Source organism: Pontibacter coccineus, assembly GCF_030546575.1.
In the GTDB taxonomy this organism is placed as follows: domain Bacteria; phylum Bacteroidota; class Bacteroidia; order Cytophagales; family Hymenobacteraceae; genus Pontibacter; species Pontibacter coccineus.
Genome location: NZ_JAUOTN010000006.1, coordinates 93,342 through 120,076 on the forward strand (window position 1 = coordinate 93,342; position 26,735 = coordinate 120,076).

General features: G+C 51.2%; 22 protein-coding genes. 15 read left to right on the forward strand and 7 right to left on the reverse strand.

Annotated elements, in window-relative coordinates; all coding sequences use genetic code 11:
* Window positions 1-456: 456 nt before the first annotated feature.
* Window positions 457-2,784, reverse strand: coding sequence for a S46 family peptidase (locus tag Q4E40_RS14740; protein ID WP_303413235.1), 2,328 nt, complete (start codon window positions 2,782-2,784; stop codon window positions 457-459).
* A gap of 318 nt (window positions 2,785-3,102) precedes the next feature.
* Window positions 3,103-3,552 carry a YkvA family protein gene (locus tag Q4E40_RS20450; RefSeq protein ID WP_425475177.1) on the reverse strand — a complete coding sequence of 150 codons (450 nt, stop codon included), beginning with the start codon at window positions 3,550-3,552 and terminating at the stop codon, window positions 3,103-3,105.
* Window positions 3,553-3,749: 197 nt separating this feature from the next.
* On the opposite strand from Q4E40_RS20450, the gene Q4E40_RS14750 reads away from it, so the two are divergent.
* On the forward strand, window positions 3,750-4,331 hold the full coding sequence (locus Q4E40_RS14750; RefSeq protein WP_303413236.1) for an SRPBCC family protein: 582 nt from the start codon (window positions 3,750-3,752) through the stop codon (window positions 4,329-4,331).
* A gap of 37 nt (window positions 4,332-4,368) precedes the next feature.
* On the opposite strand, the gene Q4E40_RS14755 is transcribed toward Q4E40_RS14750, so the two are convergent.
* Window positions 4,369-5,784 (reverse strand): PhoH family protein, encoded by a 1,416-nt coding sequence (locus tag Q4E40_RS14755; protein ID WP_303413238.1) that lies wholly within the window; start codon window positions 5,782-5,784, stop codon window positions 4,369-4,371.
* Window positions 5,785-6,055: 271 nt separating this feature from the next.
* On the opposite strand from Q4E40_RS14755, the gene Q4E40_RS14760 reads away from it, so the two are divergent.
* Entirely contained in the window at window positions 6,056-6,526 is a 471-nt protein-coding gene (locus tag Q4E40_RS14760; protein WP_303413239.1) for a toxin-antitoxin system YwqK family antitoxin, read from the forward strand.
* 789 nt (window positions 6,527-7,315) lie between these two features.
* Here Q4E40_RS14760 and Q4E40_RS14765 read toward each other — a convergent pair.
* Together Q4E40_RS14765 and Q4E40_RS14770 are read right to left on the reverse strand one after the other, a co-directional pair.
* The gene (locus Q4E40_RS14765) at window positions 7,316-7,936 is read right to left on the reverse strand and encodes an AlbA family DNA-binding domain-containing protein (RefSeq protein WP_303413241.1); all 621 of its coding nucleotides are present in this window, start codon (window positions 7,934-7,936) and stop codon (window positions 7,316-7,318) included.
* Between the two features lie 155 nt (window positions 7,937-8,091).
* On the reverse strand, window positions 8,092-8,469 hold the full coding sequence (locus tag Q4E40_RS14770) for a DUF3127 domain-containing protein (protein ID WP_303413242.1): 378 nt from the start codon (window positions 8,467-8,469) through the stop codon (window positions 8,092-8,094).
* A 168-nt stretch (window positions 8,470-8,637) separates the two neighbouring features.
* Between Q4E40_RS14770 and Q4E40_RS14775 the strand changes: the two genes are divergently transcribed.
* Window positions 8,638-9,564: an isoaspartyl peptidase/L-asparaginase family protein gene (locus Q4E40_RS14775; protein ID WP_303413243.1), complete on the forward strand. Its 927-nt coding sequence runs from the start codon at window positions 8,638-8,640 to the stop codon at window positions 9,562-9,564.
* Here Q4E40_RS14775 and Q4E40_RS14780 read toward each other — a convergent pair.
* Window positions 9,561-10,457, reverse strand: coding sequence for a cyanophycinase (locus Q4E40_RS14780; RefSeq protein WP_303413244.1), 897 nt, complete (start codon window positions 10,455-10,457; stop codon window positions 9,561-9,563). The two genes, Q4E40_RS14775 and Q4E40_RS14780, sit on opposite strands and share 4 nt — an antisense overlap.
* A 348-nt stretch (window positions 10,458-10,805) precedes the next feature.
* On the opposite strand from Q4E40_RS14780, the gene Q4E40_RS14785 reads away from it, so the two are divergent.
* The gene (locus tag Q4E40_RS14785; RefSeq protein ID WP_303413245.1) at window positions 10,806-11,312 is read left to right on the forward strand and encodes a YciE/YciF ferroxidase family protein; all 507 of its coding nucleotides are present in this window, start codon (window positions 10,806-10,808) and stop codon (window positions 11,310-11,312) included.
* Between the two features lie 145 nt (window positions 11,313-11,457).
* On the opposite strand, the gene Q4E40_RS14790 is transcribed toward Q4E40_RS14785, so the two are convergent.
* On the reverse strand, window positions 11,458-13,260 hold the full coding sequence (locus Q4E40_RS14790) for a M1 family metallopeptidase (RefSeq protein ID WP_303413246.1): 1,803 nt from the start codon (window positions 13,258-13,260) through the stop codon (window positions 11,458-11,460).
* 426 nt (window positions 13,261-13,686) lie between these two features.
* Between Q4E40_RS14790 and Q4E40_RS14795 the strand changes: the two genes are divergently transcribed.
* From Q4E40_RS14795 to Q4E40_RS14845, 11 genes are all read left to right on the forward strand, one after another.
* Window positions 13,687-15,426 carry a L,D-transpeptidase family protein gene (locus Q4E40_RS14795; protein ID WP_303413248.1) on the forward strand — a complete coding sequence of 580 codons (1,740 nt, stop codon included), beginning with the start codon at window positions 13,687-13,689 and terminating at the stop codon, window positions 15,424-15,426.
* A 37-nt stretch (window positions 15,427-15,463) separates the two neighbouring features.
* Window positions 15,464-15,997: a plastocyanin/azurin family copper-binding protein gene (locus Q4E40_RS14800; protein ID WP_303413249.1), complete on the forward strand. Its 534-nt coding sequence runs from the start codon at window positions 15,464-15,466 to the stop codon at window positions 15,995-15,997.
* 171 nt (window positions 15,998-16,168) lie between these two features.
* Entirely contained in the window at window positions 16,169-16,873 is a 705-nt protein-coding gene (locus Q4E40_RS14805; protein ID WP_303413251.1) for a Crp/Fnr family transcriptional regulator, read from the forward strand.
* A 325-nt stretch (window positions 16,874-17,198) separates the two neighbouring features.
* Window positions 17,199-19,607, forward strand: coding sequence for a heavy metal translocating P-type ATPase (locus tag Q4E40_RS14810; RefSeq protein ID WP_303413253.1), 2,409 nt, complete (start codon window positions 17,199-17,201; stop codon window positions 19,605-19,607).
* Window positions 19,608-19,780: 173 nt separating this feature from the next.
* Window positions 19,781-19,966, forward strand: coding sequence for a cbb3-type cytochrome oxidase assembly protein CcoS (gene ccoS / locus Q4E40_RS14815; RefSeq protein ID WP_303413254.1), 186 nt, complete (start codon window positions 19,781-19,783; stop codon window positions 19,964-19,966).
* A 144-nt stretch (window positions 19,967-20,110) separates the two neighbouring features.
* Window positions 20,111-22,294 (forward strand): cytochrome-c oxidase, cbb3-type subunit I, encoded by a 2,184-nt coding sequence (ccoN, locus tag Q4E40_RS14820; protein ID WP_303413256.1) that lies wholly within the window; start codon window positions 20,111-20,113, stop codon window positions 22,292-22,294.
* Window positions 22,295-22,399: 105 nt separating this feature from the next.
* Window positions 22,400-22,594 (forward strand): hypothetical protein, encoded by a 195-nt coding sequence (locus tag Q4E40_RS14825; protein WP_303413257.1) that lies wholly within the window; start codon window positions 22,400-22,402, stop codon window positions 22,592-22,594.
* Window positions 22,595-22,602: 8 nt separating this feature from the next.
* The gene (locus tag Q4E40_RS14830; RefSeq protein WP_303413258.1) at window positions 22,603-23,787 is read left to right on the forward strand and encodes a c-type cytochrome; all 1,185 of its coding nucleotides are present in this window, start codon (window positions 22,603-22,605) and stop codon (window positions 23,785-23,787) included.
* Between the two features lie 218 nt (window positions 23,788-24,005).
* Window positions 24,006-25,412 (forward strand): cytochrome c oxidase accessory protein CcoG, encoded by a 1,407-nt coding sequence (ccoG, locus tag Q4E40_RS14835; protein ID WP_303413259.1) that lies wholly within the window; start codon window positions 24,006-24,008, stop codon window positions 25,410-25,412.
* Window positions 25,413-25,453: 41 nt separating this feature from the next.
* Window positions 25,454-25,921 (forward strand): FixH family protein, encoded by a 468-nt coding sequence (locus Q4E40_RS14840; RefSeq protein ID WP_303413260.1) that lies wholly within the window; start codon window positions 25,454-25,456, stop codon window positions 25,919-25,921.
* Window positions 25,922-25,925: 4 nt separating this feature from the next.
* Entirely contained in the window at window positions 25,926-26,642 is a 717-nt protein-coding gene (locus Q4E40_RS14845; RefSeq protein WP_303413261.1) for a sulfite exporter TauE/SafE family protein, read from the forward strand.
* The last annotated feature ends 93 nt before the right edge of the window (window positions 26,643-26,735 follow it).

A 26,735-nucleotide genomic window follows, 5' to 3' on the forward strand; every position in this document is an offset into this window, starting at 1 on the left:
CCTGCTGTTTCAAGTATTTCCTTACACTGATGGGTTTTTGTACGGAATTGAAGAGACTAGTTTGCAAATAATCGAATGCTTATCACTTTTGAGTGCCTGTTCGAATTAGCAGTAGGCAGTATGTGCCTTCCTTTAAAAAGATAAAACTGTAGCGTCTATACCTTGATTGAAGAGTGCGTTTTCTCCGTTTGCTGTAATTGGCGCATTTGCCGAATGCTCAGTTCGAGTATGTCTGCATCCGGGCTCAGGTATACAGCAGGCGCCATCCCCTAGGGGGCAATCGATTTTTCAGCCATTGTAACTTGTTGCTGCCCGATGGGAAGTTGCTGATCGGGAACAGGCAGTCATATATAAAGCAAAGTATGGTATAGGGCAACCTTTGTTCAGGTATAGCACAAACAAAAAGCCCCAACTGATAACCAGTCGGGGCTTTCTGAAATAGGGGATACTTAGTGCTTAGTTGACTAACTCGGCAGCTTCCTTTTCTTTCTTCCTGGCTGCTTTTTTAGCGGCTTTCGCGGCTTTGCGCTGCTCTCTTTTAGAAAGTTGCGGCGCATCTGCCGGCTTTTCCGCTTTGCGGCGGGCATCTACCTGTGGCAAACCAGACGTGTTGTCATTCACCAGCGTCATCTCTTTCACCAGGTGACCGGCTCCGGCAAACTTGTCTACAATGAAAAGCATGTAGCGTACATCCACTGAAATGTTACGCACCTGGTCCGGGTTGTAAGTGAGGTCACTCATGGTACCTTCCCAGTTACGGTCGAAGTTCGTACCGATCAGCTGTCCATTGGCATTGATCACCGGTGAGCCGGAATTGCCGCCCGTGGTATGGTTCGATGCAATAAAGGCAACTGGCAGCTGACCGTTCACGCCATACGGACCGTAGTCCTTTTTGTCGTACAGCTCCTGCAGACGGGCAGGTATAGCGTAATCTTCAGCCGCTCCGGAAGCCGCTTTTTCAATGATGCCTTCCAGAGTAGTGAAATACTTGTACTTCACGCCGTCTACCGGCTCGTAAGGCTCTACCTTGCCATAGGCTACACGCAGGGTAGAGTTAGCATCCGGATAGAACTTACGGTCCTGCTGCATGGCACGCAAACCAGTCATGTAGGTTCTGTACAGCAGGTTCAGGTTGTCGTTTACCTTAGTATAGGTTGGCAGCACGTTGGTGCGGTAATAATCGTTGATGCTGCTGGCCAGTTGGAAGCCCGGATCATTTTTGAGTGGGTTGGTTTTGCCCGCTTTGATGTCGGCAATTGCTTTGCGCACGCCGGCTTCGGAAGTGAAAAGCGACTTGCTGTATACCTCGTCGGCATACTTGCTGAAGTCACCTTTGTACTTTTGACGCACCATCGCGAAGGCAGAAGGATGCAGTTTCGGATCCAGGTTTTCGTAGTACATGCTCAGCAGAGCGGCAAACACCTTCTTGTCAGTCGGGGCGTTGTAGTTCTTAAAGTAACCCGCCACGCCTTTCTCCAATCGGTCGAGCTGCGCATTGATTTCCTGCTGCGGTGCTTTGGCCTCAATCAACTCATGCAGCTTAATGAAGTCGTTGGCATAGCGAACCAGTTCCACACCCCAGGCAGCTTCCATGATGTAGTCGCGGGCGATTGTGATGCCCTCCAGCTGCTTGTAGTTCTGCGCGAATTCATTGATCAGGTTGCCATATGTTTGTTTGCGGCTGGCATCGGCATTGGCCCAGGCGGTAAACTGCTTCTCGAGCTCCTGTTTGCGTTCTATGGTATTGGCTTTGCGCAAACCACGGCTCTCACCGATCCACTTTTTCCAGGCGTTGGCCACGCTAGCGTGCTTGGCTGCATACTGAATGCGCACGGCATCCGAAGCCTTCATGTCCTTGTCCAGTACAGCAAGTTTGGTGTCACGGATCTTGATCTTGTGCGGATTGGAGGTTTCGTAGATCTCCTCAATGGCATGCGAGGTCAGGTACTCGTACGTACGGCCAGGGAAGCCGAACACCATCGTAAAGTCATTCTCCTGCACACCGCTCAGTGAAATTGGCAAATGGTGCTTCGGCTTGTAAGGCTTGTTGTTCGGGGAGTACTCAGCCGGATTATTATTCTCGTCGGCATAGATACGGAACATGGCAAAGTCGCCGGTATGGCGCGGCCACATCCAGTTGTCGGTGTCGCCACCAAATTTACCGATGGATGATGGGGGAGCGCCTACCAGACGGATGTCACGGAAGGTCTCGGTCACATACATGTAGTACTCATTGCCATAGAAGAACGGGCGGATAATCGCGTCATAGTGCGTGCCGGCAATGGCTTGCTCGCGTACCTTCGCGATATTCTTTTGCACCATTTTCTCGCGTTCAGCTTCTGTTACGTTAGCCTGTATACCTGCCAGAATCTGCTGTGTCACATCTTCCATGCGGACGATAAAGGTGGCAAACAGGCCCGGGTTCGGAAGCTCCTGCTCACGGTTCATAGCCCAGAATCCTTCGGTCAGGTAGTCTTTCTCCACGGAGCTGTGGCTTTGGATCTGGCCGTAGCCGCAATGGTGGTTGGTCAGCAGAAGTCCTTCTGAAGAGATCATTTCGCCGGTACAAAAACCACCAAACGACACGATGGCGTCCTTGAGGCTCGACTGGTTGATGCTGTAAATGTCTTCGGCAGAGAGCTTCATGCCCTTTTTCTGCATTTCTGCTTCGTTGAGCTGCTTGAGGAGCATAGGCAGCCACATACCTTCATCAGGCTTGGCCGTGCTTATACCCAGGCTCAGACAGGCTGCAGCAAAAAATGCTATAATGCGCTTACTGATCATGGTTTTTATAAGAGTTGGTTTTGAGCTCCCAAGTTAGCTAATAATGACGAATGAGTAATGAATAATGAATGATGACGAATGATTAATGACAAATCACTAATGATCTCCACTAACTGAAATAGATGGAATGTTGCTTGATAATGGTAGGACTCCAAAAAGTAAAGCACAGGTATAAATGAATACGAAAATGCCCTTGTCCAAAAGAATTTGAATAAGGGCATTTCTTGATTTCTCTTGTTCCGCTTAAGTGACAATGAAAACGTTAATCGCCATTACTCATTATTCATTCGTCATTACTGATTAATCATTATTCATTAATCAAAGCGTTCCCATTGTCGGCTCAAAATTCCTGTTGCTCTCCCAGGCTTTGAAATTACTGATCTCTTTCTGGAACGAGTCGATGAACCAGGCCATCAGGCTGATGTCGTCGAGGAAGCCGATCACAGGTATAAAATCAGGTATGATGTCGAGGGGGGTGACCAGGTATAGCAACACCGCCACGCCGGCGAGCAGCGACTTGCTGGAAACTTCACGGTATGAGCCGTTGATATAGGCCTTCGCCAGACGGATGAATGTCTGCATCACTTCCTTCACCTGATCGAAGCCACTTTTGTTGCTCTCCACATCCACTAACTTGCCATAAGCCGTAGTCAGCAGCATGCCCAGCTTAACAGGCTTCGACATCAAAACGCCGGCCTTGCCCAGAAAACGCTTGAAAATAGTATGCTGCGATAGTTTTAATCCTTTATTGATAAGATCCTGAATCATATTTTTATCTTTTGTTTGGCCCTTATACGGCATCATGGTGCTAAATGGTATAAACACTGGCAAGGTATACAATGAGAGGCGTGGTATGAGAAAAAAAATCTTACACACTTGCTTGTCAATCTTGTTTTTTCTCCTTTAAATTGGTGTACTTTTAGCCCTAAATTATCCCATACACTTACAGGCATGTCGCATCGTATATGAAAGCGTCCCTCATCATGCTGGTGTCGTTGCTGGTAGCTTCGGCCGCAGTTGTTCTCGGTTCCTTTCTCCTCCCTGACTCCTACGAGGTCAGGCGTTCTCTCGTGATCAACGCCAAGCCGGAGCAGGTATTTCCATACCTGAACAACCCGACCAAGTGGGAAGAGTGGAATTCCTGGAACAAGGATTACGACCCTACCATGATTCGCCTTTACGGTGGCCCGCTGTCTGGTAAAGGCGCCCACCAGGAATGGAACGGCGACAGAGTAGGCACTGTGAAAATACTCTTTACGGAAAGTACAGCCCCATCCGAACTGTATTATAAGCAGCAGACAAAAGGAGAGGAGTTCGAGACGATCGGCATTTTTAGCCTGGAGCCGCTGGAAGATGGAACACGCGTGGTGTGGCATCAGAAATCGCGGGTAGCTGATGATCTGTACAACAGGTATAGGGGATTCTTCAAAAAGATTAAAACAGAAACGGAAGCCGAGCAAAGCCTGCTTTCACTCAAAGAACTGTTAGACCCGACTGATAAATCAGAAAGTAAAGCGCAGATCGCAGACAGAAAAGGCCGCAGCTAGGTATAGCAGCGGCCTTTTGCCATTTATACAGGTATAGCTAAAGCAGTTCGTTTGCCAGGTTTGCCAACTCGGACCGTTCACCCTTCTGCAGCGTAATGTGCGCGTAGAGCGGGTGGTTGCGGGCCCGGTCGATCAGGTATGAGAGGCCGTTACTTTGCGAATCCAGGTAGGGTGTGTCGATCTGGTAGATATCGCCTGTGAACACGATCTTGGTGTTTTCTCCTGCCCGCGAGATAATGGTCTTAACCTCGTGCGGCGTCAGGTTTTGCGCTTCATCCACTATAAAATAGATGTTTGAAAGGCTGCGTCCCCTAATGTAAGCCAGTGGCGTGATCACCAGTTTTTCCAGCTCCACCAAATCCTTTATTTTCTGGTACTCCTTGCTGTTCTCGGCATACTGGTTCTGGATGTACTTGAGGTTGTCCCACAGCGGCTCCATATAAGGGTTCAGTTTCGATTTGATGTCGCCGGGCAGGTAGCCGATGTCTTTGTTGCTGAGTGGCACGATGGGACGCGCCAGGTAGATCTGCTTGTAATCACGGCGTTGCTCCAGGGCACTGGCCAGGGCCAGCAGCGTCTTGCCCGTACCGGCCACACCCTGTATGCTCACCAGCTTGATGCGCGGATTTAACAAGGCATGCATGGCGAACGTCTGCTCGGCATTGCGCGGCTTCACACCGTAGGCCGTCTGCTTGTCCACCCGCTCAAACTGGTCCTCAACCGGATTGTAGTAGGAGAGGATGGAGCTCTTAAAGCTTTTCAGTACATAGAAGTGGTTGTCGGGCGGTGTTTCCTTGATCACTTTGCCGCTTTCGGAGTTGCCTTTTTCGTACAGGTCGTTGATCACGCCTGGGTCAATTTCCTCGAGGGTATCGCTGCCGGTATACAAGCCCGCCACATCCTGAATCTTGCCGGTTTCATAGTCTTCTGAGATCAGGTTGAGCGCCCGGGCTTTCAGCCGCAGGTTAATGTCCTTGGTAACCAGCACGACTTTGCTCTTGGGAAAATCCTGCTGCATCTGCAGAGCGGAGTTCAGGATGTGGTGGTCGTTCTTGTCGCCGAAAATTTTGGTGGCGTCCAGTTTAGTGCTCCCGTTCATCATCACCTTAAACTTGCCTTTGGTTTTGCCATTGAGCGGAATCCACTCCTGCAGCATGTGCTCTGAGGAAAGCTTGTCGATGAAACGAATAAATTCACGGGCCTCGAAGTTCTTGATGTCATTGCCTTTCTTGAAGTTGTCGAGCTCCTCGAGTACCGTGATCGGGATGGCTACGTCATGCTCCTGAAAGTTCTGCACCGCACTGTGGTCGTAGAGGATGACCGATGTGTCGAGCACAAATATCTTTTTGCCTTTCGGGTCAATTCCATTGCTGGGCGCCAGTTCTTTTACCTTGCCGGCTGTACGTGAAATTTTTTCGGTTTTGTCTTGGGTTGTCTTCGTCTGTTTGGGCATAAGGGAGGAAATAAAGTGGGAGACATACCTGTTTTACGCAAATACATAGTGCTTAGTCTATCTATAGAATAGGCAATTTTCTGACTCGCACAGGCCCTGTTAGCAAGCCAAAATTTTTATGATTTTTAGATATCTGATTCATAACCGATTACACAAAAAACAGGTATAACTAAATAGTTAGTTATATTAAAAAAATAATTTATATTTGTTTGAGCATTCTGCCAGAGCAGCGGGCACCTTTTTGCGAAGTCATATAATATTCAGTAGGCGTATGAAAACCACTTATACCTTCTTTTTGCTACTGTTTCTCGCCCTTCCATTGGCCTTGCAGTCACAACCGAAGTCTAAAAAAGGGGTGTGGCCATTTAAAATTAATCGTTTCGACAAAGAAGGCCGTCACCACGGACGCTGGAAGCTATACCTGTCAGACAACACCACCCTGTTGCGCAACGGCCGATTCAGGCACGGGCAGGAGCGGGGCAAGTGGCGCTACTATTACCCCAATGGCAGTCTCCGGAAGATCGAGTATTACAGGCCTCACTCCAGGGAGTTCCTGATCAAGTTCTTTCACGACAACGGCGAACTCGAAAAGCAGGGAATGGCCAGGGTGGTCGAAACTGAGCGCGTGATCCACTATTACTGGTTTGGCACCTGGCAGGTATACAACCGCGCCGGGCAGCTTACCCATACCGAGTATTATGAAAAGGGGAATGAGATGAAGCTGGAGGTGAGCAAGTGGTGATGGGAGAGAGGTTGTTATTTGTCTGAATCTTTATATAGGGGCCCTACCTCAAGGATTTTCAGGATTAAGGGATTTTCAGGATTCTCGGGTACGATTGACATCCCCCTGCCCCCTTCAAAGGGGGACTTTGCCTTCTCTGTCTGTCATCCTGAAAGGATCTTGGTTGAAGGGAGGACAGGCAGTTGCTATAACAGACCCCTGCCCCTCTCAAGAGGGGAATCTCAGTTGCTGTTCTAATGTAAAGGTATAGCGTTGTAGCTTCTTATTTACAGTACCGGGTCCAACCACCCCTGCCCCTCCTTGTCCAAGGAGGGGAGCTTTTGCCACTACTACTTTGTAGGTATTAGCATTGTAGTTTCTATTACTCGCACACAACACTGGCAGGAATAGCAAGGCTAACTTGCACGCTTACTATGCAGCAAACAACGGAGCCCGGTGCACTTTTCGACGCTCCACTGTTCGAGCGGTCAGCGAGTTTGGAGGGTCTTGATTTTTTTGCTTACTTTTTTCATCAAGGAAAAAAGTGAGTGCCCGCCGCACAGGCGAAGCTACAAAGCAATAAAGCTTGCCATACCTGCAACAGAAGCTACGCTAGTTGCAAACTGGCCCCATTTGTGCCACCACAAGTTGCGCTGACGCTAAAATTGCGGTATGGAGCATTGGTGCAGCTATACCTATACCTGACAACGGGGCCGGAGGCCACACCATAATAGATATGAGCGGGGACGTCCCGAAGCCAGTTCGGGTTCTGCGACTCGCGCCATGCATTGCCGCTAATTATACCTACCTTTAACTCAAGGTATAATACTCCTCCTTTTCCTTATCATGCAGGCGCACATACCCATGTATCACCAGCTTCACCAGCATCCGGTAAGCCCTCCGTTCGGATAAGTTCGCAATCTTCATATACTGTCGCAAGGTGACGCGCCGGTACAGCGCCAGGTAATCCAGCACGGCGCGCTCGTGGCGGTCCAGCGGGATGCGTTCGAAAACCGGCTCCTCCGTCTGTAAGGATTTCTCAACCATTTTGCTGGTCTGCACGCTCGTGTCTTTTACCCGCACATAGCCCCGCCAGTCATCTTCCTTCACTTTGGCAAAGTGGGGCTTCACAGTGCTTTCAGGAACCGATACTTTCAGGATGGTATAGCCGTCCAGTTCAACTTCTTCATAGCCGAGCAAAAGGGGAGGATCGCAATAAAAGCTGGCAGCCAGTTCCAGGGTATGCTTTTCTTCCTCCGGGTCCACACCAACTACCTTGCCGTCATCCTTCACCCCGATCAGGATGGTGCCTCCGCGGGTGTTGGCAAACGACACCAGGGTACGGGCTATTTTGTCGGGCTGCGTGACGCGTTGCTTAAAATCCACCTGATCGTTTTCGCCCTGCCAGATCAGGCGCTGTATTTCGTCCATAGTCAGAAGGGTTTAGGTATAGCCGCTATACCTGGTGCTACGATACCAAGCTGTAGCAGCAGATTTTGCTTATAACTGCCAGCTAAATGCTATACCTATAAAGCCATAAAAAAAGCGAGCCTGTCGGGGCTCGCTCTGTTTATACGCAATATGTATTAGAATGGCAGATCGTTGTCTGCATCGCTGCTGTAGAAAGAAGGAGCCGCTGACTCCTGAGCGGGAGCACCGGCAGGAGCGCTAAAACCACCAGAGGCGGAAGCACCCTCAACACGCCATGCCTGCAGGTTAGTGAAGTACATGGTCTGGCCGTTCTTTGTGAAAGGCTTGCCTGTCAGGTTGAACGTTACTTTCACTTCGTCACCCGGCTTGTAGTTGTCGATCAGGTTGCACTTGTCTTGCGTCAGTTGGAACTTGCAGTACTGCGTGAACGAACCGTCCGGAATCTCCAGCACAAACTCACGCTTTCTGAACTTTTCACTTACCTGCTGTTCCTCAAACACTTCGTACAGCTTTCCTTGAATATCAAACGACATAAAATAAACTTTATAATGAATAGATTGACCTAAGGACAAATATACAAAATCTTTGGTTTCGGCGGGGCTGAAAAATGGCAGCTTTTTTAAATTTTCGGTCTAATAGTGGCCTAACAAAACAGCCGGGGCCCTGCAGGCGTACGAGCCTACTATAACGTACCTATTACTATGCAAAACCTAGCCATTGCCATACACGGAGGGGCCGGCACGATCACACCCGCCTCTATGACGCCTGAGCTTGAGAAAGCCTACAAGCAAGCCCTCTCACATGCCCTGAATCAGGGCTACCTGGCGCTCGAAAAGGGAGGCTCCGCGCTGGATGCCGTAGAATTGGCCGTGGCGCTGCTCGAAGACTCGCCATTGTTCAATGCCGGAAGAGGCTCTGTGTTCACGAAAGAAGGCAAGCACGAGATGGACGCAGCCATCATGTGCGGCAAGACGCTGAATGCCGGCGCAGTGGCAGGCGTTCGCAGTATCCGCAACCCGGTGCGCCTCAGCCGCATCATTTTGGCGCAATCCGACCATGTGCTCCTGAGTGGCTATGGCGCGGAAGAATTTGCCCGCAAATACAACATCGATTTTGAGCCCGAAGAATACTTTTATAACCAGCATCGCTACAACCAGTGGCGCGATGTACGCGATACAGATACCTTTATGCTCGACCACAGCAAGGAACGGAAATTCGGGACGGTAGGCGCCGTCGCACGCGATGCGAACGGCGACCTGGCAGCAGCTACCTCCACCGGCGGCATGACCAACAAGAATTACAACCGCATCGGCGACAGCCCTTTAATTGGGTCAGGTACCTACGCCAATAACAAAACCTGCGCTATTTCCTGCACAGGCCATGGGGAGTACTTTATCCGGGCGGTGGTGGCCTACGATGTGTCCTGCCTGATGGAGTACAAAGGCTATACCTTGCAGGAGGCCTGCGATGAAGTGGTGATGGACAAGCTCGTCAAGTTTGGGGGAGAAGGTGGCCTGATCGCTGTGGACGGCACAGGAGAGTTGGCCCTTCCATTTAACTCTGAGGGAATGTACCGGGGTTACCGCAGCCGTGGGCAGGAGGGCAGGGTAGCGATCTACAAAGATTAGCTGCGCGACTCGGATGCCAATTCGTTTTTCTCCACATCCGCCATGCCCTTGTAAAAGGAACGGGAGTTGATGTTGAACACATTGCCCTTTGCCAGCACATGCATCATCATACCGGCAATGGCTACCGGGCGCCCGGGCTCTATGTGGTTGATATTCGTGTAGCTTACGCTGTGCCCGTCCACGATCACCACCAGGTTAGAGCCAATGGTTTCGATCATGTGCCCGTCCGTGATCAGAACGCCCGTATCTTCGCCCAGCCCGATACCTACGGTTTTAGGATAAGTCGCCACCGCTTCCATCAGCCGGCCGAACCGACCCCGGATCACGAAGTGCGAGTCGATGATCACGCCGCTGATCAGGCCGAAGCCCTGGCCCATCTTGACAGAACCCCGCAGCAGTGATTCCGTGGAGCTGCCCCCTTTGATCATTATCTCTGACATGGCCATGGCGCCCGCGCTGGTTCCGGCTACCACAAAATTCTCTTGCCAATACCTGTCCTGCACGATCTTTAAAAACTCAGTGCCACCAAAAATGCGGGTTAACCGGGACTGGTCGCCACCGCTGAACATCACCCCATCGGCTTTGCGGATGCGCTCCAAGTACTCCGGTTTCAGCGCATCTTCTTCTTCCCGAATGTGCATCATGTTGGCGTTCTCGCAACCCAAGATCCCGAAAGCGCTCTCGTAACGCTCACCTACTTCCTCCGGTATAAGCGAGGCCGTCGTAATCACTTCTATGGTAGGGTTGCTGGCCGGTATTTCACTCAGAAAGCGCTTAAGTATACCCAACTCAAAAAAATCGAGGTAGTATTTTTTTTTGTGCTTTGGGTTCGGGTATGAGCCTTTGTCTTCATTTCCGCCAATGGCTATGAGCTTTCCTTTTGGTCTATCCACGGGTGCTTCTGTTTTATGCTAATTGTACGCTTACACTAAAGGTATGATGTATTATGCTGGCATCACCCCCCATAAGATTACCAATTATTTTGAAAATCGTTACGGGAAGAGCGCCTTTATTACGTTTTAAGTCCATATAAACGTCATTTGGTGAATTGTATCGCAACTAAATGGAGGGTGCTCACAATAAAAATATCACAAATATTACATATTCGACTGCTCAGTATTCTTACTATATATATTTTATCTAATTAAATTTATATTTCTAAACCTCCGCCATATCCTCCCGTATAGTAATCTCACAAGCTTCGGCTTATAATTATTTACGACGCTAAACCTTTCCAAGCTATGAAACTAAATAACCTGAATGACTTATTCGTCCACGAACTAAAGGATATCTACAACGCTGAAAAGCAGATTACAAAGGCATTACCGAAAATGATGAAAGAGGCTACCTCCCCTCAGTTGAAGAAGGCTTTTGAGATGCACCTCGGCGAAACAGAGACACAAATAGAGCGGCTTGAGCAAGTCTTCGATTTACTGGGCATGAAGGCCTCCGGAGAAAAGTGCAAAGCCATGGAAGGCATCATTAAGGAGGCGCAGGACATGATGTCCGAAAACGCGGACTCGGATGTGATGGACGCTGCCCTGATCGCTTCTGCCCAGCGTGTGGAGCACTACGAAATTGCCGGTTACGGCACACTCTGTACCTATGCCAAGCAGCTGGGTCATAAAGAGATTGTGAACCTGCTGCACACCACACTAGAAGAAGAGAAAGCCACTGACATGAAGCTAACCGGTCTGGCCGAAAGCAAGATCAATATAAAAGCTGAACACGGCAGAGGCGCAAAGTAAACCTCTAAAAGACATACCGAAAAAAATCTGTCCTTTCCCCATGCTAACCAAGCTGGCCAGAAGGAGACAGATTTTTTTGTTTATACCAGTTTACACAAAAAAAGCCCCGCATTGCTGCAGGGCTTTTTTTCTTGGGTAGCTGTACCTATTTGAGCATGGCATCCAGCGTGTTGGTGGACACGGCATGGTAGTTAGGCTTGGCTCTGCTGTAGATCTCCTGTGCTTTTTTCTTGCCTTCGGGCGTTGCAGCAAGTGCCTTATAGATCGGCACCAGGAATTTACGACGACCTACATTGGTCAGGAAGTTGTCGAGCGCCTTGTCCGCAGCGGTGTAATTGTTGCGGATGGTGTGGATGAACCAGGCGGCCAGTACCTCGGAGTTGCCTGAGTTGGTGAAGCCAAAGGCCTTGTCCAGATCCGCCATCTGCTGCTGGCTCATCTGCTCTGGCAGCAGGCGGATGAAGTGCAGCCACTCATGGCTCGACCAGTCCTTGGTTTGCAGCTGACTGGCCGGTTTGCCGCCCTGCCAGGCCTTGAACGATTCCTCCACCTGAGCGAAACGCTTGGAGGTTGGCTTCACATGATCTTCCGGAAGCCCTGGCGTGTACACCCAACCTTCGATGTTGATCTGCTCCGCTATTTTTTCATCTCCCTGTATCAGCTCTTTGCGCAGAAAATCCAGGAAGAGGTCGGTGTTTGTGCTCTGGAAAGCAAACGTCTGGAAATACTTGTTCAGGAACTGGTCGAAGCGCTCACGCCCCACAGCACGCTCTATGTTCTGCAAAAAGAAATTGCCTTTCTCGTAGGCAATGTCCGTCAGGCCTTCGTCCGGATCACGTCCCTCCAGGTCCAGCTTCAGGCGGGTGTCCTCGCTGTTTGGCCCTAATTCTTCCAGCGTATTCTGCAGATCCTGGTAGCCCAGCACGTTCAACATGTCGGCATAGTCTTTCCCGTAGATCTCTTCCATGATGCGGCGTTCAAAGTATACCGTAAAGCCTTCGTTCAGCCAGAAATCGTCCCAGGTACCGTTGGTCACCAGGTTGCCGCTCCAGCTGTGCGCCAGTTCGTGCGCGATCAGGCTGGTGAGGGAACGGTCTTTGGCCAGCACGGTAGGCGTCACGAAGGTCAGGCGCGGGTTTTCCATGCCTCCGAAGGGGAAGGAAGGAGGGAGCACCAGCAGATCATAGCGGTCCCAGCGGTACTTGCCGTACAGTTTTTCGGCGGCCACCAGCATCTTGTCCATCTCTGCAAATTCGTACACGGCGGCACCAATCGTGGCTGGCTCGGCATATATACCCGTCTGTTGCCCGATTGGCTTGAACACCATGTCACCCACGGAGAGAGCCATCAGGTAAGAAGGGATCGCCTGGCGCATTTCGAAGGTATAGCTTCCGGTGTTGTTTTTCTGTTGCGGGTTCTCGGCGCTCATCACGGCCATCAGTTCATTTGGTACCTGCACGTTGGCGCTGTACGTAATGCGTATGCCCGGGCTGTCCTGGATCGGAATCCAGGTGCGGGCCAGGATCGCCTGCGACTGTGTGAACAGGAAAGGGTGCTTCTTGCCGGCCGTCTGCTGCGGGTTGAGCCACTGCAGCGCATCCGCGTTGGCGGTGGTGCGGTATTGTATGGTGACGTAGTCCGTCTCGGGCTGTATCGCGATGATCAGCGGGCGACCCAGAAATTCTTTCTCATCACCGAGCTTGAATGTGGTCGGCGTCTGCTCTTTGCCCAGGTATACCTGCTCAATTTCCAGCCCGCGCGTATCGAACACGATCTCGTTGCCTTTGGCCAGGTTTTCGATCTGGTAAGAAGCTTTGCCGGAGATCACCTTCTCATCAAAGTTCACGGCAATGTCCAGGTCCAGGTGGCGCGCCACAGCCTCGGCAGGCCTGGCGAAACTGTGTACGTCGGCTGGCGCTTGGGCCATGCCTTGCTGTTCTGCTGTCATAGTTTCATCGGTTGTAGTGGTTTGGGTGGAGCAGGCGCCTAGCTGCAAACTGCCGGCCAAACCCAGTCCAAGTAAAAATTTGCGGTATGGAGTCATCGTATACTTTGGTTATGGTGCGGTAAGATACATTTTTTGCCAAGAACTGTAAACTACTGTGGTCTAAATACAGCGGTTCGCACAACAGGTACGTAATATGTTATAGGGGTATAAGCCTGAGATAAAGGTATGTCGCCGTATCATCACAAGTTCCGTACCAGCTCTTCGGGTTGGCTGTGCTGGCATATATAGAACATTTTATACCTGTTTAAAGTACATAAAGCAAAACCAAAGCGAAAAGGCACCAAAGCAGAGAAATAGCACAATTTTAAGCGCGAATTCATATCCGCGTTTTCCCAACTTTTCGCTTAAGCCATTAAACCAACAAACATGAACCCTTTCATCCTACAAAAAATTAGACCGCTCGGCCTGGTCATTCTTTGCCTGTTTAGTCTGGCCTCCTGCAATAAAAGCGGAGAAAATAAAGAAGAAGGCGGCGTTAAAGAAATGCTGGGCCTAAACACCGTGGCCGCCACAGAAACCGACAGCCTGTACATCAAAGACTACATTGGGCAGCACAAGCAGTTCAAAGAACACCAGGACCTGATCTACCAGTTTTACGGGGACCGGGATTACCGCCTGGGCTGGTTCAAAGGTTCCGACCTGGTGCCGGAGTCAGAGAAACTGCTGGAAACCCTCAACAAAGCAGCGCAGGAAGGCCTGGACCCCAAAGAGTATAAGGTTGTCGCCATCGACGAGATGATTAGCCAATACAACGAACTGGGCCGCAAGGACTCCGCCCGGCTGGCACTGCAGCAGCAGATCGACATTGCCCTGACCGCCACTTACTTTAATTATGCCTCTGACTTTTACAAAGGCCGTATCGACCCAAGCAATGTGAAACAGGTGCAGTGGGGCGTACGCAACAACAAAATAAAACTGCACAAGGCATTGCAGACCATACTGAGGGAGCGGGAGAGCACCTACCCGTACTACGAGTTTGAAGCACTGCACAAAGGCTACACCGACCTGCGCGATGCCCTGCAGCAGTACCGCGAGCTGGAAGAAAAAGGGGGCTGGGCCAAAGTGGAGCTGGGCAACAAAAAGATGCTGACGAAAGGGGATACAGCCGCTGCAGTCGTATCGCTTCGTAAACGCCTCAACCCAACTGCACAAATCAACGCCAATGATCCGGCGATGCGCAAGTTTGATGACAAGCTGGAGGCGCAGGTAAAAACATTTCAGGAGCTGCATGGCATTGTGCCGGATGGCAAAGTGGGTGGCAACACGCTGCGCACGATGAATGTGCCGGTGGGGGACCGTATCCAGCAGATCATGATGAACATGGAGCGCTGGCGCTGGATACCCAAGCGCCTGGTACCAAAAAGTCTGGACCAGAAGTATATCTGGGTGAACATACCTGAGTACAAACTTTACGTGTACGAAGACCCCAACAACAGCCCGGAAGCAGAGCGTGCTTACAAAAAGACCATGGAAATGAACGTTATCGTGGGCAAAACCATGCACTCAACTCCGATTTTCAGCGACAGGATGGAATATGTGGTGCTGGCCCCTTACTGGAATGTACCCAATAGCATCGTGGAGAAAGAGATTGCGCCAGGTATACTGCGCGAACCCGGGTACCTGGAAAGACAGAACATGGAAGTGGTAACCAAAGAGAAAGAACCCAAGCAGATAGATCCGGGGTCCATCGACTGGTCATCTGTTACGGAAAAGAATTTTCCGTATATGGTACGCCAGCGTCCGGGGCCTAAGAACTCGCTCGGCACCATGAAATTCCTGTTCCCGAACGAGCACGCCGTATACCTGCACGACACACCTTCGGGTTCCTTGTTCAGCCAGACCCAACGCGGTTTCAGCCATGGCTGCGTCAGGTTAGAACGGCCTATGGACCTGGCAAAATTTGTGCTAAAGGACATGCCTGACTGGAACGAGAGCCGCATCCAGGAGACCATCAATGGAGGTGAAGAGGAGTGGATCACGTTGCCGAAAAAAATCCAGGTATACCTGGTATACTTCACCAGCTGGGTAGACGAGGATGGAAACGTGCATTTCCGGGATGATATCTACGGCCACGACAAGCGACTGGAGCAAGAGCTTTTCAGTTAATCCGGAGGTATAAGGATTGACTCTTAACAAGAGAACTATGAAACAGTTAGGTATAGCAGGCCTACTCTTCGGGCTCCTCTCGCTTGCTTCCTGCGGCGAGGAGCAGGGCGCGGGAGACACGCCAGAGAATATAACAGAAGCGCCCCTGACACAGCGCGAAGCGGAGCCGGATACTACGCTGCAGCATGTGGCAGAGATCAGTATACATGCCACCGGTGGCGACAAACTGGAAAACATGACCTTTGACCAGGACACGATCGAGGTAAAAGCCGGCACACTTGTGAAGCTGACATTCACGAACGAAGGAAAAGATCCGAAGATGATCTACAACATCGTGTTTACAAAAGAAGGCTATTCGGCCCAGGCTGCCCACGAGGGTGGCAAAGCAGGCGCATCGGGCAATTACCTGCCGGACAGCTCCCTGCTACTGGCGGCGTCGCCCCTTGCCCTGCCCGGTCAGTCTGTGACGATGGAGTTTACAGCACCCGACACAAGCGGCGTGTTTGAATATGTGAACACCTACCCGAGCGAAACACCCTTGATGAAGGGAAAGCTGATTATCAAGGAGTAAGCGCCCGTACCAGGTATAGCATTCAGGAAAGCCCCTGCCCACAAGCAGGGGCTTTCTTTTTGAGTTTTAAACACTTACCGGGTATGGCCTGAGAACGAATTGCAAAAAATCCAAGTTAGAAGGCAGACGATATTAGAGGGAATGCATACTTTTGCAGTATCCTGATAGCTTATGAAATTCACCAACCCTGACTGTCTGAACTGTTCGAGCCGAGCACACTCCCTGCTGAGCTGCTGCAGGGCGTCTGAACTGTCGCACCTTTCTGAAACGAAATCCTGTTTCGCTTACAAGAAAGGGCAACTGATCTTTCATGAGGGAGGCAAGCCTTCGGGCCTTTACTGCATCAATACCGGCAAGATCAAAATCGCCAAACTTGGCAGCGACGGCAAAGAGCAGATCGTGCGCCTGGCCAAACCCGGCGACCTGATCGGCTACCGCGCCCTGATGGCCGACACCAATTACTCTGCCTCGGCAGTGGCCCTCGAAGATGCCGTGATCTGTTTTATTCCCCGTTCGCAGTTCCTGGAGCTGATTAGTCAGAACGTGGAGTTTGCCGGCGGTCTGATGAAGCTGATTTCCAATGCACTGGGGGAGGCGGAAGAACGCATGGTGCAGATGGCCTACAAGCCGGTGCGCGAGCGTCTGGCGGAGGCCCTGCTGCTGTTACAGAAAACCTACCAGGAGCGCGAAGAAGGCGATCAGTTCACAATTTCCATCTCACGCGAAGACCTGGCTTCCATTGTCGGTACCGCCAAGGAAACCACCATCCGGTTGCTTTCCGAGTTCAAAGACGAGGGCCTTATCACTGCCAAGGGCAGCTCCATCACCATTCTGGATCACGAAAAGCTGTACAAGATCAGCCACATGTACGACTAAGCCATTCGGCGCTAGGTATAGGTATAGGTATAGGTATAGGCATTAAAAAACGGCAGCCGTAGGACGCCTGCCGTTATTGTAGCTTAGTCTCTCCTCTAAGCTAAATCACCTTATACTAAACACTAAACTTTAATCACAAAACATTATCTGGAAAGGCTTTCAGCACTCTTGTGCTTGCCTTTTTTGTCATTCTTGATGTTACAAATGTCGGGCATCCGGCCGGGCTATGCACTGAGGTATGTCAGTTCATAAAGTGACATGCATCATCTTTTAGGCTTTAGCATCCAATTACCTTTGTCACAGACATTAATAAAGGATAATTGTGATGGAAGCCGCACTCCAAACCAATATTCAGAACTGCTACCACTGCGGGGATTCCTGCGGTGACGAGCCCATTGTAGCGCACGAAAAAGCTTTCTGCTGCGATGGGTGCAAGGCAGTTTATGAACTTCTCGAAGAAAACAATCTCTGCACGTACTATAACCTGGAGGAAAGCCCGGGCCTGACTGGTAAAAAGCCTGTGTCGGAGGCCCGCTTTGCCTATTTGGACGATCGTGGCGTAGAGGACCAGCTGATCAATTTCCGCAGCGATAAGATATGCAAACTGACCTTTTATATCCCGCAGATGCACTGCAGTTCCTGTATCTGGCTGCTGGAGAACCTCTTTAAGCTAAACCCAGGTATAGCCGAGACGACGGTGAACTTCATGCGCAAGGAAGTAGCCCTCACATACCTGCATGAAAAGACCTCGTTGCGTGAAGTAGTAGAGCTGCTGACCCGCATCGGTTACGAACCCGCCATTACGCTGGCCGACACGGACGGCAAGAAAACCACCAGTAAGAGCCGCACTATTATATACAAGCTGGGTATAGCCGGTTTTGCCTTCGGTAACGTCATGCTGCTGGCCTTCCCTGATTACCTGGACTTTACGAAAGGGCTGCAAAATAACTTTGGATCATTCTTCGGTTACCTGAGCATCCTGCTGTCCATACCTGTGTTCTTCTACAGCGCCCGTGGTTTCTTCACTTCGGCCTGGGAGGGTATCAAGCAGCGCATGGTCAACATCGACCTGCCGATCTCCACGGGTTTGCTCGCGCTCTTCTTTGTTTCCCTCTTCGACATTATTACCGGCCGCGGACCCGGCTACCTGGATTCGTTCACGGGCCTGGTGTTCTTCATGTTGATCGGCAAATACTTCCAGCAGCGCACCTACGACACGCTGTCCTTCGACCGCGACTATACCTCTTATTTCCCGGTATCGATCACGGTGCTGAAAGAGAACGGCGAGGAAAGCTCTACAGCTGTACGAAACCTTCAGGTAGGAGACCGTATCCGTATTCGGAACCAGGAACTTATACCTGCCGATGCTATCCTGCTTCGTGGCCGCGCCATGATCGACTATAGCTTTGTGTCCGGTGAGTCGGAGCCGGTGGAGAAGGTGGTAGGCGAAGTGATCTATGCCGGTGGTCGCCAGATGGGCGAGAGCATTGAACTGGAAGTTGTAAAGGAGGTTTCGCAGGGTTACCTAACGCAGCTCTGGAACGACACCGTCTTCTCTAAAGATGAAGCGCAGTACCTGCATACCTATTCCAACATAGCGGGCAAGTACTTTATCATTGTGACTTTGATGGTGGCAGCCGGAGCTCTCATTTATTGGGTACCCCGCGACATCGACATCGCCATGAAGGCGTTTACCTCAGTGTTGATCATCGCCTGCCCCTGTGCTTTGTCGCTGGCCACACCTTTTGTGCACGGCCATACCATGCGCGTGTTCGGACGCAATAAGTTCTACCTCAAAAATACAGGCGTAGTAGAGAGACTCGCCAAGATCGACACCGTGGTGTTCGACAAAACAGGTACGCTGACAGAGCCTAGCGAAGCAGAAGTAACTTACACTGGCAAAACCCTTTCAGCTGATCAGTTGCAAGCGATACTTTCAGTGCTGCGCCATTCGACGCACCCGCTCAGCCAACGCATCAGCGAGTCCATGAAAGGCAGTACGGCACCAGTTACAAACTTCCAGGAGTTTACCGGCAAAGGGCTGGCAGGCCAAGTGAACGGCATGCTGGTACGAGTTGGCTCGGCTGCATACCTGGGAGTGCCGGTAGATAAGCAAAAAGACACGCTCAAAACAACGGTTTATGTGTCCGTAGATGGGGTGGTGCTCGGCTTCTATACCTTCTTTAATGTGTACCGCGACGGGTTGAGCAAGGTGCTGGGCGACTTGAAAGACAAAAAGATCGCGGTGCTCTCCGGGGACAACGACCACGAGGCAACAAGACTGCGCGAACTGCTTGGCAACGAAGCTGAGCTTAATTTCAACCAGTCGCCAGTGCAGAAGCTGGAGTACATCCAGAAGCTGAAAGAACAGGATCACCGCAATGTACTGATGGTGGGAGACGGACTCAACGACGCCGGTGCCCTGAAGCAAAGCGACGCAGGTATAGCCCTGAGCAACAGCGTCACCAACTTCTCGCCTTCCTGCGACGCCATCCTGGATGCCGAGTCATTTGACAAACTGAGTCTGTTCCTGAACTTCTCCAAAAAGACCATGAACCTGATCCTGCTGACCTTCGCGGTGTCGCTGGTCTACAACGTGGTTGGCCTGACGGTGGCTGTGATGGGACTGTTTACGCCCATTGTGTCCGCCATCTTGATGCCGATCAGTACACTCAGCGTGATGACTTTTGCCACACTCTCTGTGAAGTACGCCGCCAAAAAAGCGGGGCTTTGATTTAATGGATAATGACTAATGAATAATGAGGAGAAGAATGATGAGCGGATTGCGGGGATGTAGAGTCAGGCCCCTTCATCAATCGTCATTTTACCCACCATTACTCATTAATCACTACTCATTAATCATTTACTAACTCACTCATTCACTAAATCACTAAATCGATTACTCCCATGTACATCATATTCATTCTTATCGCCATCAGTGTGCTTGTCGCAGCCGCCTTTCTGGGCGCTTTCCTGTGGGCCGTTCGCTCCGGGCAGTACGACGATGACTACACACCAGCCGTCCGCATGCTTTTCGAAAACGAGGTAGGCGGCGGGCCTAAAACCGACAAAGCAGGCCAGAAACAGCAGTAAACGACACTTATTACTGACGACAATCACCTGGAAGAATGACATTGGTCATCTTTTCGGAAAGGCCGATTTCTCAATTTTGCACATCAATATCAAGCAAACAAACAGTATTTCACAACACTCATTAACCAATGGAGGACACCGCACATGTCAACTAATGCAGGAACCGTCTTAGAGCCGAACCCGAAACGGACAGGCCAGGATTCTGGGGGGATAGAATCCTTTTTCTACGACAACAAGATCGTTCGCGACTTTGGTATCGCCACCGTATTCTGGGGCGTAGCCGGTATGATCATCGGTACGCTGATCGCGTTCCAGCTCGCAAACCCCGACGTGAACATGGGCAACCAGTACACGACTTTTGGCCGTATCCGGCCGCTTCACACCAATGCGGTGATCTTTGCCTTTGTGGGCAATGCCATCTTCATGGGGGTGTACTACTCGCTGCAGCGACTTTGCAAGTCGCGCATGTACAGCGACCTGCTGAGCAAACTCAACTTCTGGGGCTGGCAGCTGATCATCGTAGCCGCAGTCATCACGCTTCCGCTGGGTATGACGTCCTCGAAAGAGTATGCCGAGCTGGAGTGGCCAATTGACATCGCCATTACTTTGATCTGGGTAGTGTTTGGCTGGAATATGTTCGGTACCATCGCAAAACGCAGAGAGAAGCACATGTACGTAGCCATCTGGTTCTACATCGCGACTTTCCTGACCGTAGCGGTGCTGCACATTGTGAACTCATACGCATTGCCTGTCAATTTCTTTAAGAGCTACTCTGGCTACGCCGGGGTGCAGGACGCGCTGGTGCAATGGTGGTATGGCCACAACGCGGTTGCGTTCTTCCTGACCACACCTTTCCTGGGCCTGATGTACTACTTCCTGCCAAAGGCTGCGAATCGTCCGGTTTACTCTTACAGACTTTCCATCATCCACTTCTGGTCGCTGATCTTCATCTACATCTGGGCTGGTCCGCACCACTTGCTGTATACCTCACTGCCTGACTGGGCACAGTCACTGGGTGTCGTGTTCTCCATCATGCTACTCGCTCCGAGCTGGGGTGGTATGATCAACGGTCTGCTAACACTGCGCGGCGCCTGGGACAAGGTGCGTGAAGAGCCGGTTCTGAAGTTTATGGTAGTGGCGATCACTGCCTACGGTATGGCTACTTTCGAAGGCCCGATGCTGTCTTTGAAAAACGTAAACGCCATTGCGCACTTTACGGACTGGATCGTAGCACACGTGCACGTAGGTGCCCTGGGCTGGAACGGCTTCCTGACTTTCGCGATGCTGTATTGGTTGTTCCCACGTCTGTATAAGACACAACTGCACTCTAAGAAACTGGCCAACGCGCACTTCTGGCTGGGCACACTGGGTATCCTGTTCTATGCTATACCTATGTACTGGGCTGGTTTCACCCAGGGTCTGATGTGGAAACAGTTCACACCGGAAGGCACCCTGCAGTACTCTAACTTCCTGGAGACGGTGCTGCAGATCGTTCCGATGTACTACCTGCGCGGTATTGGCGGTGTGCTATACCTGAGCGGCGTGTTCCTGATGATCTTTAACCTGTACAAGACGGCCAAGTCTGGTGCTTTGGAGGCAAACGAGGCGGCAGTAGCTCCCCCGATTGTGAAAGAAGTGAGCCACAATGCCGGTCACTGGCACAGCTGGATTGAGAAACGCCCAATGCAAATGGCCGTGTGGGCAACAGTAGCGATCCTGATCGGTGGTCTGGTAGAGTTTATACCTGCCTTCGTGATCAAATCCAACGTACCGACCATCGCCAGCGTGAAGCCTTATACCTCACTGGAGTTGCAGGGCCGTGACCTCTACATCAAAGAGGGTTGTGTGAACTGCCATACGCAAATGGTTCGTCCGTTTCGCTCCGAAACCGAGCGTTACGGGGAGTACTCCAAAGCGGGTGAGTTCGTGTACGACCACAACTTCCTGTGGGGCTCCAAACGTACCGGTCCGGATCTTCACCGAGTGGGTGGCAAGTATCCGCACAGCTGGCACTACCACCACATGCTCGACCCGACTTCCATGTCACCGGGCTCTATCATGCCGGCTTACCCATGGTTGTTTGAGCAGGACGTGGACCTGACCACAACAGAGGCAAAACTGAAGGTGCTGAAGCAACTGGGTGTTCCTTACGAGGACGAGTACATCGCCAACGCAAACGAGGAACTGATGAAGCAGGCACGCGCCATCACCGCCGACCTGGCCAAAGAGGGGCTGGAAGTACGTCCTGAAACCGAAATTGTGGCCCTGATTGCCTATCTGCAACGTCTGGGTACCGATATCAAGGTAAAAGCTGAACCTGTAGAGTAATAGAAACGACATAAGTATCACGTATCACGACCCACGATTAGAAAGTAACAGTCGTGCTACCTGATTCGGGATACGTGATACGAGTGTCTTAAAAGTCAAAGAAAAATGTATAAGAACGTGTTACAAGCCATAGAAGGCATTGAAATATACCCGCTCATTTCATTTACGATCTTCTTTTTGTTCTTCCTGGGGCTGCTGGTTTACGTGGCTTTGATGGACAAGAAGTATGTGAGCAACATGAGCAGCTTCGCCTGTGGAGACGACGAGGAAGACCAAACAATAGGAGGGAACAGACAATGAAATCTCCCATGATAAAACTGAGACAACTGGCCCTGGCGGCCGGCTTTGTCCTGCTGACGGGTGCTGCGGCCTTTGCCCAGGATGCAGTGCAGGGCAAGAAAATATTTGAAGGGAATTGCGCCGCCTGCCACAGCCTGGACGCTGACGTGGTAGGTCCTGCTCTGAAGAATGTGCACGAGCGCCGTGGCGACGAATGGTTGCATAAATTCATCAGCAACTCACAGGAGCTGATCGAGTCAGGTGATGCGGATGCCGTCGCTGTGTACGAAAAGTTCAAAAAGATGCCGATGCCGGCTTTTGGAAGCTCCCTCACGGAGGATGACATCAGCCATGTGATCGCTTACATCAAAGAGGCCAGCGCCGCTGCGCCTGCCGTGGCAGAAGCGCCGGCAGCCACGACAACCGCTGAAGCGACAGCACCTGCTGCCGTGCAGGAAGTTGCCTTCATGGACCTGCCACCGATCGTGCACTTTATCTATGGCCTGGTTGGTCTGATCATCCTGCTGATTATAGTGGTACTGTTTACGCTCTTCCGCCTGATCGTGCCAATGATGGGCGACTCGCTGCAGGACGAAGAGTTTCAGTCCACTTTTTCAGGGCGTGTATATGCAGTACTGAAGGGCGATGCCACCGTAATGACGGGCAAGGCAAAAGACGTGATCCACTCCACCCACGATTTCGATGGTATACAGGAGTACGACAATGACCTGCCGCCCTGGTGGAAGTATCTGTTCTATGTAACCATCGTGTTTGCTGTAGGTTACATGCTGCACTACCACGTGTTCCGCACCGGAGCGCTTCAGATAGAGGAGTATGAAACGGAAATGGCGCAGGCAGCCCTGATTGCCGCCCAAAACGTGGAGGACCCCAACGCGGTCACCAATTTCGAAGTGCTGACGGACGCTGCCGCCCTTGAGGCTGGCAAGGCGCTCTACATCCAGAACTGCGCCGCCTGCCACGGCCAGGCCGGCGAAGGCACAGTAGGTCCTAACCTGACAGACGAATACTGGCTGCATGGTGGTGATGTGAACGATATTTTCAAGACCGTGAAATTCGGTGTGCCAAGCAAAGGCATGGTGCCCTGGCAGGGCAAGCTGACCAAAGACCAGATGCTGGAAGTGAGCAGCTACATTCTGTCACTGCAAGGCAGCAACCCGCCGAATGGCAAAGAGGCGCAAGGCGAAAAAGAATAAACCAAACCCTTATGTGAGAGGCAGGCACTCGAAAGAGCGCCTGCCTTTTGCGTTTCAGGGGATTACTGATGACAATCACCTGGAAGAATGACATTGGTCATCTTTTTACAGTCCGCAAATCTGGAATTTTGTGTCAGCAAAGAGGCGCACAAAGCAGCCTCTAGCTACGATTTTATCTTTTAACAGGCAGGATTAATATCCGCACAAATTAAACTGCCATGGCAACTAAATTGCACACCGCTCCGGACGAATTCCGAGATCACATCTCGACCGTAGACGAGCATGGAAAAAGGGTATGGGTGTACCCCAAAAAGCCCAAGGGTAAACTCTATGACTACAGGAAGTGGGTGAGCTACGGCTTGCTGACGCTGCTGTTTATAGGGCCCTTCATCAAGATCAACGGACTGCCGCTGCTGATGCTCAACATCGTAGAGCGCAAGTTCGTCATCTTCGGCGTTCTCTTCTGGCCACAGGACTTCTTTATTCTGGTTCTGGCCTTTCTGGCGCTGGTGGTCTTCATCATCCTGTTCACGGTGGTCTATGGCAGACTTTTCTGCGGTTGGGTCTGTCCGCAGACTATCTTCCTCGAAATGGTATTTCGTCGCATCGAATACCTGATTGAGGGCGACTATACCAAACAGCGGGCACTGAATAAAATGCCCTGGAATACCGAGAAGATCCTGAAGAAAAGCTCCAAGACTGCTATTTTCCTGCTGATCTCTTTCCTGATCTCCAACTTGTTTCTGGCCTATGTGATAGGTATAGACGAACTGAAGAAAGTGATTGTAGAAGGCCCGATCAATCATATGGCCGGCTTTGGCTCTCTAATGGCTTTCACGGGCGTCTTTTACTGGGTGTTTGCCTACTTCCGCGAGCAGGTATGTACCATCGTCTGCCCCTATGGCCGTCTGCAGGGCGTGATGCTCGATAAAAAGAGCCTAGTAGTGGCCTATGACTACGGCCGGGGTGAGCCACGCGGCAAACTCAGAAAAGGGCAGGAGCGCACCGAAGGCGACTGCATTGACTGCCACCAGTGCGTGCAGGTATGCCCGACAGGTATAGACATTCGCAACGGGGCGCAGCAACTGGAGTGCATTAACTGTACCGCCTGCATCGATGCCTGTAACGACATCATGCGCATGATCGACAAGCCCGAGGGCCTGATCCGTTACGACTCTGAAGAAGCTATTGCAGAAGGTCGCCAGTGGAAACTCTTTACGCCACGTGTGATGGGTTACAGCGCTGTGCTGCTGATGCTTATGGTGGTGCTGACGACGCTGTTGCTGACACGCGACGACGCCCAGGCAACCATACTGCGCACGCCAGGCCAGCTATACCAGAAAACAGAGCAGGGCACGGTGAAGAACCTGTACAACATCTCGGTTATCAACAAGACCAACCTGGACATGCCGCTGACCCTGAAACTGCACAACACAGACGGCTCCATCCAGATGGTGGGCAGCGAACTGGTCCTGCCGGCACAGGGCAAGGCTGATGGGGTGTTCTTCGCAGAGATTCCACAAGATCAGTTGACGGGCATGAACGCCAAAATTGAAATAGGGGTGTACCACGGTGGTGAACTCATCACCACACAGGACACCAAGTTTCTGGCCCCTGCCAAATAAATTCAGCTTTAATTAAGAGCAACCATTCAAGCGCATTCATCATGAAAACTGATAAAAATAAAAAATTCACTTTCTGGCCTTACGCCATCGTCATCGGGCTGGCCTCTTTCATGGCTTACATCATCTACTTTGTCGTACAGGCCATGAACCAGGATGTTGACCTGGTGAGCAAAGACTACTATGCCCAGGAGATCGCCTACCAAGACCAGATAGACCGCATACGTCGCACACAGGCCTTGGGCGATGTGATGCTGCAATACGACGAAGCGGCAGGAAACCTCTTGCTACAGGTACCGGCCACTTACCAGGACAAGAAGCTGAGCGGGACCATTACACTGTTCCGGCCATCGGATGACAAGCTGGACAAGCAGCTGCCATTGCAGCTTGGCCGCGACAAGAGCCAACTCATTGAAGTAAGCGATCTGGAGAAAGGACTTTGGAAAGTTCGCGTGAACTTCAGTGACGGGGAAGAGGCATATTATTCAGAAAAAACCATCCAAATAAAATAAAGCCATGATCTGGGCAGGATTTCTATTTGGTTTACTAGGCAGTTTCCATTGTGTCGGGATGTGCGGCCCTATAGCAATGGCGCTACCATTTGTCGGGAGTTCCGGCTGGCGTTACTACGTTGGCCGGCTCCTGTACAATGGTGGTCGCATCGTTACCTATGCATCGTTGGGCGCGCTCGCAGGCGCCTTTGGTCAGTCCCTCGAGATGGCCGGCCTGCAGCAAACCGTTTCTATTGTATCCGGTGTACTGATCCTGTTACTGCTGGTGCTGCCGGCCGCTTTCAAGGGCAAGGCTTCCAGTATAATGGGAACAGACAAAGTGATGGTTTGGGTCCGCCGAAAACTCGGCTACTATTTCCAGAAAAACTCTATGGGCGCACTTTTTATGGTGGGCATGCTCAACGGTCTGCTTCCCTGCGGATTCGTTTACATTGCCCTGGCTGGTGCCATCAGCGCCCCGGGTATAGGCGGTGCCATGCTCTATATGGCGCTCTTCGGGTTGGGTACTTTTCCCCTTATGTACATCGTCTCGCTGTCAGGCAAACTGATCAGTCTGAAGGTGCGCGGCATGTTTAACCGGGCCGTTCCTTACGTGGGAATGACACTGGCTGTGCTGTTCATTATGCGCGGTCTCGGCCTCGGTATACCTTACCTAAGCCCTAAGGTTGTGCAGACGGCTCAGCATACAACCGAAATGAGCTGCTGCTCAAAGCCAAAATAACTCTAAGCCAATACTGTAAAAAGTCACTTTTTCGGATGATGCAACTCACTGCAGCCGAACCGGACTTCCTATACCTTTACCATACAAACATCT